The organism is Halopseudomonas litoralis, from assembly GCF_900105005.1.
Classification (GTDB): Bacteria; Pseudomonadota; Gammaproteobacteria; order Pseudomonadales; family Pseudomonadaceae; genus Halopseudomonas; species Halopseudomonas litoralis.
This window is the reverse complement of sequence record NZ_LT629748.1, coordinates 716,326-728,832: the sequence shown is the minus strand read 5'-3', so window position 1 is coordinate 728,832 and position 12,507 is coordinate 716,326. Positions and strand designations below refer to the sequence as shown.

The following is a 12,507-nucleotide window of genomic DNA, read 5'->3' as shown; positions in this document are numbered from 1 at the left end:
AGGCTGCTGTTGCTGGTAAACTCCCCGCATGACAAAGCAATCTCCCATGGCGCTGTATCAACAGGCTCTCGACCAGCAAGGCTTTATCCCGGATTCCGCTCAGCAAGCCGCCGTCCAGCATCTGGAAAACTGCTTTCAGGCATTGCACAGCAACGGCGAGCAATCAGCTCAAGGCGTCTATCTCTGGGGCCCGGTGGGCCGGGGCAAGACCTGGCTGATGGACAGTTTTCATGACAGCCTTCGCGTACCCAGCCGGCGTCAGCACTTTCATCATTTCATGCAGTGGGTGCATCGCCGTCTGTTCCAGCTCACCGGTACCGCCGACCCACTGACTGTCATCGCCCGCGAACTGGCTGCAGAAGTACGCGTGCTGTGTTTTGACGAGCTGTTCATCAGCGATATCGGCGACGCCAGCATCCTCAGCCGGCTGTTCCTGACCATGTTTGCCGAAGGCATGGTGCTGGTTGCCACCTCCAACCAGCCGCCCGAGCAATTATATGAAGATGGCCACAACCGCGAACGCCTGCTGCCGGCCATTGCCGCGATCGAAAGCCATATGCAGGTGCTGGATGTGGATGGCGGCCAGGACCACCGGCTGCATCCGGGGCAGCGGCACCAACGTTATTGGGTATGCGATACCAAGTCTCTGGCGGGGGTGTTTGAGCAGCTCTGTGACGGCAGTGCAGTATTCAGCGAGCCGGTTCAGCTCAACCACCAGCAAGTACGGCCCATTCAATATTGCGACCACGCCATCTGGTTCAGCTTTGCCGAACTCTGCAACCAGCCGCTGGCCGCCAGCGACTTCATGGCGTTGTGCGACCGCTACCCGGTAATCCTGCTCGGCGACGTACCCGAACTGAGCAGCGCGCAGCGGGAAGCGAAGATTGCTCGGGGCACCGAAGATGCCGCGGAACAGGTGGCCACCGGCGATCGGGTGCTGGCACCCTTGTCAAAACAGGATGACAGCGTGCGCCGCCTCATTGCCTTGGTCGATGAATGCTACGACCGTCGAGTGCCGCTGTATATCGAAGCGGCAGTGCCCCTGGCCGAACTCTACACCGAAGGCGCCCTGACCTTCCCGTTCCGCCGCACCCTGAGTCGCTTGCAGGAGATGCAGCTGGAACGGTTCTGAGAAACCTGGGATCGCTCAGTCTCAGTGATCGAAATCACTGGCTGAATGCCGCTCCGGCACCTGCTCATCCAGCTCGCCCCAGGTGCGGTTGACCTGACGGCCACGCTGCACTGCCGGACGTTGCCCGACCTCCTCTGCCCAACGCAGTACATGGGTGTAGTTGTGCGCTTCGAGGAATTCCGCAGCCTCGTATACTTGGTTGGTCGCCACACCACCGTACCAGGGCCAGATCGCCATGTCGGCGATGCTGTACTGCTCTCCGGCGATGTAGTGATTGTCGGCCAGTTGCCGGTTGAGCACGTCCAGCTGACGTTTGACTTCCATGGTGTAGCGATTGATCGGGTATTCGAACTTTTCCGGCGCATAGGCGTAGAAATGGCCGAAGCCGCCACCAAGCAAAGGCCCACTGCCCATCTGCCAGAACAGCCAGTTCAGGCACTCGGTGCGCCCGGCAATATCCTGCGGAATAAAATGACCGAACTTCTCGGCCAGGTACAGCAGGATGGAACCGGACTCGAAGACCCGCAGCGGCGGGTTGACGCTGGTATCCAGCAAGGCCGGAATCTTCGAGTTGGGATTGATGTCGACGAAGCCGCTGCCGAACTGGTCGCCTTCGCTGATGCGAATCAGCCAGGCATCATATTCAGCCTCGGCGATCCCCAGCTCAACCAACTCCTCCAACATAATGTTGACCTTGACCCCATTGGGCGTGGCCAGCGAATACAACTGCAGAGGATGCTCGCCCCTGGGCAATTCCCGGTCATGGGTGGGCCCGGCAATCGGCCGGTTGATACTGGCAAACTTGCCGCCATTATCCTTGTCCCAGGTCCAGACCCGCGGTGGTACGTAAGTGTCGTTGCTCATGTTGTCCTCCCATGTTGTTCCGGGCGAATGGCCCACCCGGAGACAATGAACATGCAAGGATACTAGCGCCGACCGTCTGCCCTGGCCACTGCAGATCCAGATTAACCGCCGGAGAAAGCCTGCCAGCCCGCATACAGGGCCAACACCAGAAATATCAGGGAAGTGATGACTCGAATAAGCCCCAGCGGCAACTTCCCAGCCGCCACATTACCCAGAAACACCACGGGTACGTTGGCCAGCATCATGCCCAGCGTGGTGCCTGCCACAACCCACAGATAGGCGTCGAACTGCGCGGCCAATACCACTGTAGCAATCTGCGTCTTGTCGCCCATTTCCGCCAGAAAGAAGGCAACCAGTGCAGCAACGAAGGCGCCATAACGGCTGATGGGGGGAGTGTTGTCATCATCCAGCTTGTCCGGGACCAAGGTCCAGGCGGCGACGGCCAGAAAGCTGATCGCCAGCAAGCTGTACAACCAAGTATCGCTGAGCAGATCCGCAACCAGTTGGCCTACCGCACCCGCCAAGGCGTGGTTGGCAATTGTCGCCAGCAGAATCCCCCAGATGATCGGCCAGGGGCGGCGAAAACGCGCGGCGAGCAGCAATGCCAATAACTGGGTCTTGTCGCCGATCTCCGCCAGCGAAACAATACCGGTTGAAACTAAGAAGGCTTCCACGGACTTTCCAAACGAAGGCGGGTCAGACTGTTCCAATGACACAGGCGCACCCCCGCCTTCGGCTGGTGAACCTGTGTCAAAGGTCTCGTCAAACCCAGTCACCCGGAGGTGATCGGCGGGTCGCAAACGCCACGGCCTGCGGGCCGAGTATGTTGACGTTTGCCTTGGAAGACAGGCTTCCGGAGAGACTACTCCCCTAAGACGGCGGCAACTTTAGCAGGGGCCGCCCGTTGAATCAACCTGGCGCCGCCGCTGAATACACCTTGAATCTGTTGTTCTCGCGCAGTACTCGGCAAGAGCCGATGTGGGTTTCGATCAGCGGTGGATACTTGAGAAAACCATTGGCAACAATACGCAACTCCCCGCCAGGCAACAGATTGCGGGTGACCTCATTGAAAAACGCCTCGGCGATGCTGGTATCGTGGCGGATGCCGGTATGGAATGGTGGATTGCTGACCACGGCGGCGAAGCGGCCATGTACATCACTCAAGCCGTCCGATGGGTAGACCTGCGCCTGCACATCATTCTGGCTCAGGGTCTGCGTGGCGCAATACAATGCCATGGCATCGACATCCACCAACTCGAAGCGTGAATCAGGGTTGCGCCGCGCCAGCACGGTAGCCAGCACCCCTGCGCCGCAGCCGAAATCCAGCACCTTGCCGGCGGGCAACGGCGCCTTTTCCTCCAACAGCAGCTGACTGCCCTCATCCAATCGGCCATGACTGAATACCCCCGGCAGGCTGACCAGGTCGACGGTCTGATCGGAGAATTCCAGGCGAACAGACCGCTGCCAATCATCCAACTGGAAAGCTTCTATCTCGCCCTGGACGACACTTCGCCACAACTGGCAGTGACGTGCGGAATCCAGCTTCTCGATCGCAGAGCCATACGGCGCCAGCAGCTTCTCTGCCCGGGTTACACCGCCCTTCTTCTCGCCTACCACATACAAGGGGCAACCGGCTTTCAGCAATGGCGCCATCTGTGCCAAGGCATACTCAGCCCGTTCGATTGCCTTGGGCATCACCAGAATGGCGCCGTCCAACTCCTCAACCTGCGGGCACAGATGGGAAAAACTCAGGTGCGGTTCATCCAGACTGGAGCTCAATCCCTGCTGCACAAAATAGTCCCAGGTCCATATATGCCAGTCCGCAGGCAGTTCGCTGGTCAAACTATCCGCAGGTGGATTGACCAGCAGCAGCCGCTGGCCGGCAAACAGCTCGGCGCTGCGCTCAAGTATCTGGCTGGTGTTGTCCATGATGATGCTCCGAAGATGAACGAGGCCGGGCATTGTACGCGTGGCGGGCAGAGGCTTAAAGACAGGGCCAAAAATTCAGCGCCCCAGAACGATCAACGGCGGAGCCGGCACTGAACTCCTGGTGGATTTCAGGATTTTCTTGGCTTGGCGCGGGTTGTCGGCTCCGCCTCAAGCGGGTTTTCCGGCCAATAATGTTTAGGGTAACGTCCGCGCATATCCTTGCGCACCTCAGCATAACTGCCGCTCCAGAATCCAGCCAGATCCTGGGTCACCTGCACCGGTCGCCGGGCTGGGGATAATAGGTGCAACTTGAGCGCTATTCGCCCATTGGCAATGCGCGGTGTTTCCCGGCTGCCGAACATTTCCTGCAGACGCACGGCCAACACCGGCGGCTGTTCGCTGTAGTCGATGCGGAGACGTGACCCGGTCGGGACCGCCCAATGGCTCGGCGCCTGCTCGTCCAACTGTTGTGGCAGTGGCCATGGCAACATTCCACTGAGAATCCCCGCCAGGTCCAGCGCCGCGAAATGCGCCAGTCGGCTGACCTTGTCCAACCAGGGCGCCAGCCAGTCTTCCAGCGTATCGAGCAAGCAGTTATCGGACAGATCAGGCCAGGCGCTTTCTCGGCCTTCCTGCAGATCCTGCTGACGCAGCAGCAGGATGCGCGCCTGCCATTGGCGCAGCGCCGGCGTCCACGGCAGCAGGGCCAGCCCCTGACGGCGCACCACGCCGCAGAGCGCACGGCTGCGTTGCGCCGGATCAATTCCCGGCAAGGGCTCTCGACTGAGGATCAGTGACCCGATGCGCCTTTGCCGCTCAGCAATCAGTGTCTCACTGCGCGGGTCCCATTCCAGTGTCTGCTCCTCATGCACGAGTTCCGGCAGATACTGCTCCAGCCATTGCGGGTCCAGCGCTGCAGCCATGAAAACCCGCGCATTTCGCTGCGTGGCATGCCCACCAAGACGGGCAATCACCAACCATGCCTGTTGTTGCAGACTATCGACCTGAAGGAAGCTGGCAGAACGACCATTGGCCAGTCGGTAGTCGCTGCCCTTTTCTCCACGGCGCTGGGCAATACGATCCGGGTAGGCCAGCGCCAATAACAACCCCGCCCAGCGCTCGCTGTCCGGATCCGGTAGTGAAGATTCGGCAGCGACTCGACCGATCAATCGTTGCCACTGCTCGGCCAGCTTACGCGCACGCTGCAGCGCGCCGCGGTCCAGCGCCGGCTCATTACGCGACTGTTCAAACACCGCCAGTCGACGACTGATATCCGCGTCATCCACACCGCGCAGCAGATCCCGCTCACCGAGTATCGCCGCCAACCGACAAGCCTGACGGCCCAACCCCAGCTGCTGGCCGCGCACCAGCATGTGTGCCAGCCGCGGATGCATCGGCAATGCCGCGAGCGCACTCCCGTGCTCGGTCAATTGCCAACCATGCTCTCCGGCTCGCAGCGCGCCCAGTTGCACCAACAGATCACGCCCCTGCTGCAGAGCGGCGGCAGGAGGCGCATCCAGCCAGGCCAGCTCGGCAGGATCGTCAATACCCCACTGAGCCAGTTGCAGCGCCAGCGGCGCCAGATCCGCCTGGAGGATCTCGGCCTGACTCTGGGCCGCCAACTGTGCGTGCTGATCGGCAGACCAGAGCCGGTAACAGACACCCGGCTCGGTACGTCCGGCGCGACCGGCACGCTGCTCGGCGGCGGCGCGGGAGATGCGGCGGGTGTGCAAGCGGGTCATGCCGGATACCGGGTCGAAAGCCGGTTCACGGCACAGACCCGAGTCAATCACCACCCGCACTCCCTCGATGGTCAGGCTGGTTTCGGCAATCGGCGTGGCCAACACCACCTTGCGCCGACCGGGCTCAGCCGGACTGATCGCCTGGCGCTGGGCGGCAAAGTCCAACTCGCCATACAGCGGCGCAACATCCACAGTCGGCCAGACAGCCAACGAGTCCTGCAGCCTGGTTTGCAATCTGCGAATTTCCGCCGCCCCCGGCAGAAACACCAACAGGCTGCCACTGTCCGTGGCCAGTGCCTGCAGCACCGCCTGCTCCAGTTGCGGCTCGAGTGACTGGCCCGGCGCCACGGCTGCGCCATGCTGGATCTGCACCGGGTGCTGCCGGCCCTCACTGCTGACCAAGGGTGCGTCATCCAGCAACCGGCTGACCGCAGCAGCATCCAGGGTGGCGGACATCACCAACAGCTTCAGCGGCGACTCATCACGCAGGTACTGCTGGGTCTGCAGACACAACGCCAGCCCCAGATCGGCATCCAGGCTACGCTCATGAAACTCGTCAAAGATCACCAGCCCGACACCCGGTAACTCCGGATCGGCCTGCAACAGACGCTGTAGAATGCCCTCGGTAACCACTTCGATGCGGGTGACGGCACTGACCCTGGTTTCCAGACGAATGCGGTAACCCACCGTTTGCCCCACCGGCTCGCCGAGCATCTGTGCCAGCCGCTCGGCGGCGGCCCGCGCAGCAAGGCGGCGCGGTTCCAGCAGAATGATCTTCTGGCCCGCCAGCCACGGGCTATTGAGCAGCGCCAACGGCACCAGGGTGGTCTTGCCGGCGCCAGGAGGCGCCTGGAGTACCACGTTGGGATGACTGGCCAATTGCTGGTCCAGCTCACCCAGCACGGCGTGTACAGGAAGGTCGTTCATCAGTTCTCGCAATCAGTCTGGCAGCGTATAGTGATGGCTTACTGAATCACCTGCAATGTACGAGGATCGAAATGCATCTGAAGGCTCTGGCCAGCATCTTGCTGGGCACTACTCTGGTTACTCAATTAACAGCGTGCGGATCGATTTTCTATCCCGAGCGGCGCGGCCAGATCAGTGGGGAAATCGATCCCGGCGTGGCCATTCTCAACGGCATGGGACTACTGTTCTACGTCATCCCCGGCCTGATCGCCTTTGCCGTGGACTTTACTACCGGGGCTATTTATTTCCCGGATGAACGCTACACACTGACACCGGAACGCCTGGACGAGGCAGTTGATGCCGAAGGCGAGGTGAATCCGTTGAAACTCAAGGCAATACTGCGGCAGGATCTGGGGGTTGATCTACCGCTGGAACAGGCTCGGCAGCTGCATCACCCGCAAGCCGAACACCTGGCGCTGCTCGGCCTGCCGGCACGCGCCTGATGGACCTGACCGCTCAGCAGCGCAGTGAACGCAATGCCCGCTTGCTGCGGCTGGCAACCTATGCCTCGGTATCGGTCGCCGTCGCGCTGATCATACTCAAGGCCGTCGTCTGGTTCATGTCGGGCTCGGTGAGTCTGTTGGCCTCATTGATCGACTCTGTGATGGATGCCGGCGCTTCGGTGATCAATCTGGTTGCCGTCGCCTACGCATTGACGCCAGCAGATAAAGGCCACCGGTTCGGTCACGGCAAGGCCGAAGCCCTGGCGGGTCTGGCACAGTCCGTATTCGTTGCCGGCTCGGCCATACTGGTGCTGCATCAGGGTATCGACCACCTGCGCAATCCCCGGCCGCTGGATGCCGCCTGGTTCGGCGTCGCCGTGATGCTGACATCCATCGTCGCCACCTTGCTGTTGCTGAGCTTCCAGCGCCACGTGATCCGGCATACCGGCTCCACCGCGATACGCGCCGACGCCCTGCATTACCGCTCCGACCTGATGATGAACGCCAGCATCATCGCCGCTCTGGTACTCGCTCATTACGGCATACCCCAGGCGGACGCTCTATTTGGTATCGGTATCGCCCTGCTCATCGGCTTCAGTGCATTGCAGATTGGCCGAGATGCCGTGCAGATCCTGATGGATCATGAACTACCCGATGAGGTGCGCAAGGAAGCCCTGACCCTGGCTCGCGCCATACCGGGTGTGGTCGATGTGCATGACCTGCGTACCCGCGAATCAGGTCAGCAGTGGTTCATGCAATTGCATCTGGAGCTACCCGGTGACCTGCTGCTGAAGGACGCCCATGAATTGGGCGAGCAGGTACGGCACGCCATAGAGCGGCGCTTTCCGCAGGCCGATGTATTGGTGCACAAGGACCCGGTGTAAAGACAAGAAAAACGTAGCGAGCGAAGGCCAGGCAAGGCGAAATCCGACGAAGAAGCGCAGTTTACATATTGTAAATGAGCATTCTGAGGAGGCTTTCAACGCAGCATGGTCGAGCGCAGTAGTTTTTCCGGGCCCGCAAACGCCAACGGCCGACAAGGTCGGCCGTTGGCGCTGTGTCCATTGAGTATCCTTTTGGGATGTTGCCTGTCCCGTGGCCTTGTGGGCTGGGTAGCCGGGTGACGATCAGATCCGGTAGAACCTGTCGTCCCAGTGTCACTTTCGTAGAGCGTCTGGTTGGACTCGCCGGCAGGGGCTTGAAAACATGTGGTTATAATAGCGACGCCGCCGCGACATTTCTTGCCTTTTATTGCGCTATTTCGCTAATGTAGCGCAATAATACATCGATACACTTTGATTCTCGGCAATATAAAGAGAGAACACCATGCAAGAAGACAATCTTGACCGTTATGACCTGAAAATCCTTGCTGCCCTGCAGCACGATTCACGCATCAGCAACCAGGAACTCGCCGAGCGCATCGGCCTGTCGCCCTCGCCCTGCTCCAGGCGGGTCAAGCAATTGGAAGACGCCGGATTTATTACCCGTCAGGTCGCGCTACTCGCCCCGAAAAAGCTCGGACTGACGCTGACGGTCTTCGTGATGATCGGTATGGACCGGCATACTCCGGATCGTTTCGCCGGCTTCGAGGACACCATCCGCGCCTGTCCGGAGGTAATGGATTGCAGCCTGGTCACGGGGATGGAAGCCGATTATCAGTTACGGGTGATGGTTCCGGATATGGATCATTATCAGCAATTTCTGCTCGGTACCCTGACTCGTATCGAGGGTGTTTCCAGCGTGCGTTCCAGCTTCGTCTTGAACCAGGTGGTATCCAGTACGGAATTGCCACTCAATCATCTGGTCAGAAAGTAAACAGCCTTTTCCTTTCCTTACAGGAGTCCGTTGTGTCCTACGAAGAATTTGAAGCCCTTGCCCTGCCCCTGAGCCTCTTTGCACTGGTGGCCTTCATGGGCTTTATCGTCTGGGATCTGGCGAAAAAATCCAAGGCAGGACGCTACGGCACTATGGTGTTGTTCTTTGTTCTGGGTCTGGGGGTAGCGGCCTTCGTGATCAAGGAAATCGCGATCATGATCATCGGCTGATGTTACCGCCCTCGCCTCTCTTCTTGAATCGTGATTCACTGCGCGGATACTGTGGAAACAGGCCTGCCCACATCGAAGATAAGCAGGTGTTTTGCTATCTACCCGCTCTTGGAGCTGAGGAGCCACAATCATGACACCGCGCATCTGTGCCGAAACTCATGAAGTCGTCAACCAGGCACCACCGTTGGATGGCGTCAACCTGTACAACAGCGATCTGCCCTTGCAACAGTGGGTGCACCACTACCGGGGTGACTGGGCAACAGAGCAACTGTCGGCCTACGGGCAGTTGGCCGGCGGGCTCCTGATGCAGGCGGGCTTCCAGGCCAACGCCAACCCGCCAGTGTTCCATAGTCATGACCGCTACGGCCATCGTATTGATGTAGTCGAGTTTCACCCGGCCTATCATGAACTGATGCATGCCGGAATCGCCCATGGCATCACGTCCGCGCCCTGGACCGACCCACGCCCCGGCGCCCACGTTGCCCGCGCCGCGACCATGTATCTGCATAACCAGGCCGAAGCCGGCACCAGTTGCCCGATGACCATGACCTTTGCCTGCGTGCCCGCGTTGCGCCTGCAACCGAATCTGGCGGAGAGCTGGTTACCCAAGATATTGTCGCGCCAGTACGATCAGCGCAATCTGCCGATGGAACAGAAGACCGGTCTGACCATCGGCATGGCCATGACTGAAAAACAAGGCGGCACCGATGTGCGCGCCAACACCACGCGCGCCTGGCCAGTAGACAATCCAGGCCCGGGCCAGCCCTATGAGTTGCTGGGGCATAAATGGTTCTGCTCAGCGCCCATGTGTGATGCCTTCCTGACCTTGGCGCAGACCGATAAGGGCTTGAGCTGTTTCCTGCTGCCGCGCCACCGTCCCGATGGCAGTCGCAACCAGTTCTATATCCAGCGCCTGAAAGACAAGCTCGGCAATCAGGCCAACGCCTCCAGCGAAGTGGAGTTTCGCGGCGCATTGGCCTGGATGGTTGGCGAGGAAGGCCGCGGCGTACCGACTATTATCGAAATGGTTGCCATGACCCGCTTCGACTGCATGATCGGCTCCAGCTCACTGATGCGTCAGGCACTGACCCAGGCCATCCACCATTGCAGCCATCGTCAGGTGGGCGGTCGCGTACTGGTCGAACAGCCGTTGATGCAGAACGTACTGGCCGACATGGCACTGGAAAGCGAAGCTGCGGTGGCGCTGACCATGCGCATGGCCAGAGCACTGGATAATCTCGACGATGAATACGAAGCAGGATTCGCCCGACTGGTCACCGCGATCGGCAAGTACTGGATCTGCAAACGCGCCCCGGCCATGATCAATGAGGCCCAGGAATGCCTGGGCGGCGCCGGTTACGTGGAAGACAGCATCCTGCCACGGCTGTATCGGGAAGCACCGGTGAATTCGATCTGGGAAGGCTCCGGTAACGTGCAGTGTCTGGATGTATTGCGCGCGCTGACCAAGGAGCCTACCCTGGTGGAGATGCTGTTTACCGAACTGGGCGATGGCCATGGCGATTCGCACCTGAAAGCCCATATTCATACGCTGCAGCAACATTTTTCCGACAAGGACGACATCCAGTACCGCGCCCGCCAGCTGACCGAAGATATCGCCCTCGCGCTGCAGGCCAAGCTGTTGCTGGAAGCCGGCAACAGCACGGTGTCCGACGCCTTCATCGCCAGTCGGCTGCAACATCAAGGCCGAGTCTACGGCACCCTGCCGCGCGAACTGGATGTGGCTGCCTTGATTGCCCGCAGTGCACCGCAGGTTTAACTGGAAAGTCATGAATACTCGACCGCGCAAATCAGCCCAGTCCCGCCCAACCGGCCAGCCCCGGCGCCAGGCAGCACCGCCGCCAGCCAACCCGAAACTGATCGCATTGAACAAACCCTTCGATGTGCTGACCCAGTTCAGCGACGATCAGGACCGCGCTACTCTCAAGGACTTTGTCGATATACCCGGCGTCTACCCGGCCGGCCGCCTGGACCGGGACAGTGAGGGCCTGCTGTTGCTGACCAACGATGGCCGCCTGCAGGCGCGCATCACAGATCCCAAGCACAAACTGGCAAAGACCTATTGGGCACAGGTTGAAGGCGAACCGACCGAAGAACAGCTGCAGCAACTGCGCGCCGGTCCCGTGCTGAATGACGGCCCCACCCGCCCTGCAGACGTTGAGCAGATCGCCGAACCAACACTCTGGCCACGCAACCCGCCGGTACGCTTTCGCAAGAACAAACCCACCTCCTGGCTCGCCATTACCATCCGCGAAGGCCGCAACCGGCAGGTACGACGAATGACTGCAGCAGTGGGCCTGCCAACGCTGCGGCTGGTACGGGTGCGAATCGGGGATTGGGTGTTGCAGAATCTGCAGCCGGGGGAATGGCGGGAGTTGTAGCCTCGGGCTAGGCATACAGGCATAAAAAAACCCCTGCATCTTTCAATGCAAGGGTTTCGGATATGGCGCAGTGGACGGGACTCGAACCCGCGACCCCCGGCGTGACAGGCCGTGCCAGCCAGAAAGTGTTAATCGACCTTATTTTACGGCCATTGATTTTAAAGGGTTTTATTCTAAACCATCAGCTTTTCAGACTGATGCAGATTGAGATCAATTGAAGGAAATCATCTGGTCACGGTCACGGAAACCAATGTTTTTAGTGACTAGTTTTTAGCCACTTTTCAACACATTTTCGTATCCATGCAGGCGCTGGCGACGATAGCTGTAAGAACAGCCTGCCCAACAAGGCGCTACCAGACCTGGTTGCGGCCGCGCAGTATGCCTCAGCCCAATCCGATGGACAAGAAAGCCTTTCATTACTGCAACCCCCCTTCGCTGTAAGTGGGTATAGACACAAAGCACTGTTTAACCGTACAGTCTATAAATCATTGTCGGCTCACTCCCATCCTTTCCATCGAGATTTCAATGGCAAGGGCGTCAGTCGGAGCGAGCCTTTGAGTACGTCGGCATGCCTAGGTTGAAACAAAGCACCCAGACTACAGAGATCACGCTCCACCCCGCTGCACTCGCTGCCCACACATGGAGCAGAGAGTTACACCGCCGATTCAACCGATCCGCACTCCCGGAAGCCATGCAAACGGCCTTGGCACAGCATCCGCTCCAATGCATCGCTACTCCCAACACATTTCAGCTGTACGCCCCTCTCTGGACAAGCATCCTATGGCAGACTGATCAACCGCCCATCGGCACACCATTAGTTTGCCTAACTCCAGACGAAATATCGGAAGTAGAGATTGAGCGTGCTGCCTGGGTTTCGGTGCTTGGCGAGGTGTTCAACAGCCTCCACCCTCATGCAATATCAGACCTGCGGGATACACTGAAAGAGTCCATGTCGCATGGCCTGCACCGGGAACTGTTCAATACCAA

At 59.6% G+C, this 12,507-nt stretch carries 11 protein-coding genes and 1 riboswitch; of the genes, 7 read left to right on the top strand and 4 right to left on the bottom strand.

The annotated features are described in order from the left end of the window. The first annotated feature begins 28 nt into the window (after positions 1 to 28). On the top strand, positions 29 to 1,132 hold the full coding sequence (gene zapE / locus BLU11_RS03635; protein WP_090272084.1) for a cell division protein ZapE: 1,104 nt from the start codon (positions 29 to 31) through the stop codon (positions 1,130 to 1,132). 21 nt (positions 1,133 to 1,153) lie between these two features. Here zapE and yghU read toward each other — a convergent pair whose 3' ends face one another. The 4 genes from yghU to hrpB all read right to left on the bottom strand — a co-directional run bounded on the left by yghU (position 1,154) and on the right by hrpB (position 6,594). Continuing rightward, entirely contained in the window at positions 1,154 to 1,996 is an 843-nt protein-coding gene (yghU, locus tag BLU11_RS03630) for a glutathione-dependent disulfide-bond oxidoreductase (RefSeq protein WP_090272083.1), read from the bottom strand. Positions 1,997 to 2,097: 101 nt separating this feature from the next. Next, on the bottom strand, positions 2,098 to 2,670 hold the full coding sequence (locus BLU11_RS03625; RefSeq protein WP_090272082.1) for a TMEM165/GDT1 family protein: 573 nt from the start codon (positions 2,668 to 2,670) through the stop codon (positions 2,098 to 2,100). A gap of 17 nt (positions 2,671 to 2,687) precedes the next feature. After that, a riboswitch (yybP-ykoY riboswitch) is annotated at positions 2,688 to 2,879 on the bottom strand. Positions 2,880 to 2,905: 26 nt separating this feature from the next. After that, complete coding sequence (locus BLU11_RS03620) at positions 2,906 to 3,925, bottom strand: methyltransferase (RefSeq protein ID WP_172828666.1); 1,020 nt, start codon at positions 3,923 to 3,925, stop codon at positions 2,906 to 2,908. 128 nt (positions 3,926 to 4,053) lie between these two features. Beyond that, positions 4,054 to 6,594 (bottom strand): ATP-dependent helicase HrpB, encoded by a 2,541-nt coding sequence (gene hrpB, locus BLU11_RS03615; protein WP_090272080.1) that lies wholly within the window; start codon positions 6,592 to 6,594, stop codon positions 4,054 to 4,056. A 71-nt stretch (positions 6,595 to 6,665) separates the two neighbouring features. Between hrpB and BLU11_RS03610 the strand changes: the two genes are divergently transcribed. The 6 genes from BLU11_RS03610 (at position 6,666) to BLU11_RS03585 (ending at position 11,520) form a co-directional block, all read left to right on the top strand. Further along, positions 6,666 to 7,076 carry a polyribonucleotide nucleotidyltransferase gene (locus BLU11_RS03610; RefSeq protein ID WP_090272079.1) on the top strand — a complete coding sequence of 137 codons (411 nt, stop codon included), beginning with the start codon at positions 6,666 to 6,668 and terminating at the stop codon, positions 7,074 to 7,076. Then, positions 7,076 to 7,960 (top strand): cation diffusion facilitator family transporter, encoded by an 885-nt coding sequence (locus BLU11_RS03605; RefSeq protein ID WP_090272078.1) that lies wholly within the window; start codon positions 7,076 to 7,078, stop codon positions 7,958 to 7,960. Before BLU11_RS03610 ends, BLU11_RS03605 begins: the two co-directional genes overlap by 1 nt. A gap of 442 nt (positions 7,961 to 8,402) precedes the next feature. After that, positions 8,403 to 8,891 carry an Lrp/AsnC family transcriptional regulator gene (locus BLU11_RS03600; RefSeq protein ID WP_090272077.1) on the top strand — a complete coding sequence of 163 codons (489 nt, stop codon included), beginning with the start codon at positions 8,403 to 8,405 and terminating at the stop codon, positions 8,889 to 8,891. Positions 8,892 to 8,923: 32 nt separating this feature from the next. Beyond that, positions 8,924 to 9,121, top strand: coding sequence for a DUF2788 domain-containing protein (locus BLU11_RS03595; protein WP_090272076.1), 198 nt, complete (start codon positions 8,924 to 8,926; stop codon positions 9,119 to 9,121). Positions 9,122 to 9,251: 130 nt separating this feature from the next. Then, on the top strand, positions 9,252 to 10,898 hold the full coding sequence (locus BLU11_RS03590) for an isovaleryl-CoA dehydrogenase (RefSeq protein WP_090272075.1): 1,647 nt from the start codon (positions 9,252 to 9,254) through the stop codon (positions 10,896 to 10,898). Positions 10,899 to 10,908: 10 nt separating this feature from the next. Then, positions 10,909 to 11,520 (top strand): pseudouridine synthase, encoded by a 612-nt coding sequence (locus BLU11_RS03585; protein WP_090272074.1) that lies wholly within the window; start codon positions 10,909 to 10,911, stop codon positions 11,518 to 11,520. Positions 11,521 to 12,507 lie beyond the last annotated feature (987 nt).

Bases quoted from the DNA above. Each gene is read 5' to 3' on its own strand.
- zapE (WP_090272084.1), top strand. From the start codon at position 29: ATGACAAAGCAATCTCCCATGGCGCTGTATCAACAGGCTCTCGACCAG.
- yghU (WP_090272083.1), bottom strand. From the start codon at position 1,996: ATGAGCAACGACACTTACGTACCACCGCGGGTCTGGACCTGGGACAAG.
- BLU11_RS03620 (WP_172828666.1), bottom strand. From the start codon at position 3,925: ATGGACAACACCAGCCAGATACTTGAGCGCAGCGCCGAGCTGTTTGCC.
- hrpB (WP_090272080.1), bottom strand. From the start codon at position 6,594: ATGAACGACCTTCCTGTACACGCCGTGCTGGGTGAGCTGGACCAGCAA.
- BLU11_RS03610 (WP_090272079.1), top strand. From the start codon at position 6,666: ATGCATCTGAAGGCTCTGGCCAGCATCTTGCTGGGCACTACTCTGGTT.
- BLU11_RS03605 (WP_090272078.1), top strand. From the start codon at position 7,076: ATGGACCTGACCGCTCAGCAGCGCAGTGAACGCAATGCCCGCTTGCTG.
- BLU11_RS03600 (WP_090272077.1), top strand. From the start codon at position 8,403: ATGCAAGAAGACAATCTTGACCGTTATGACCTGAAAATCCTTGCTGCC.
- BLU11_RS03590 (WP_090272075.1), top strand. From the start codon at position 9,252: ATGACACCGCGCATCTGTGCCGAAACTCATGAAGTCGTCAACCAGGCA.
- BLU11_RS03585 (WP_090272074.1), top strand. From the start codon at position 10,909: ATGAATACTCGACCGCGCAAATCAGCCCAGTCCCGCCCAACCGGCCAG.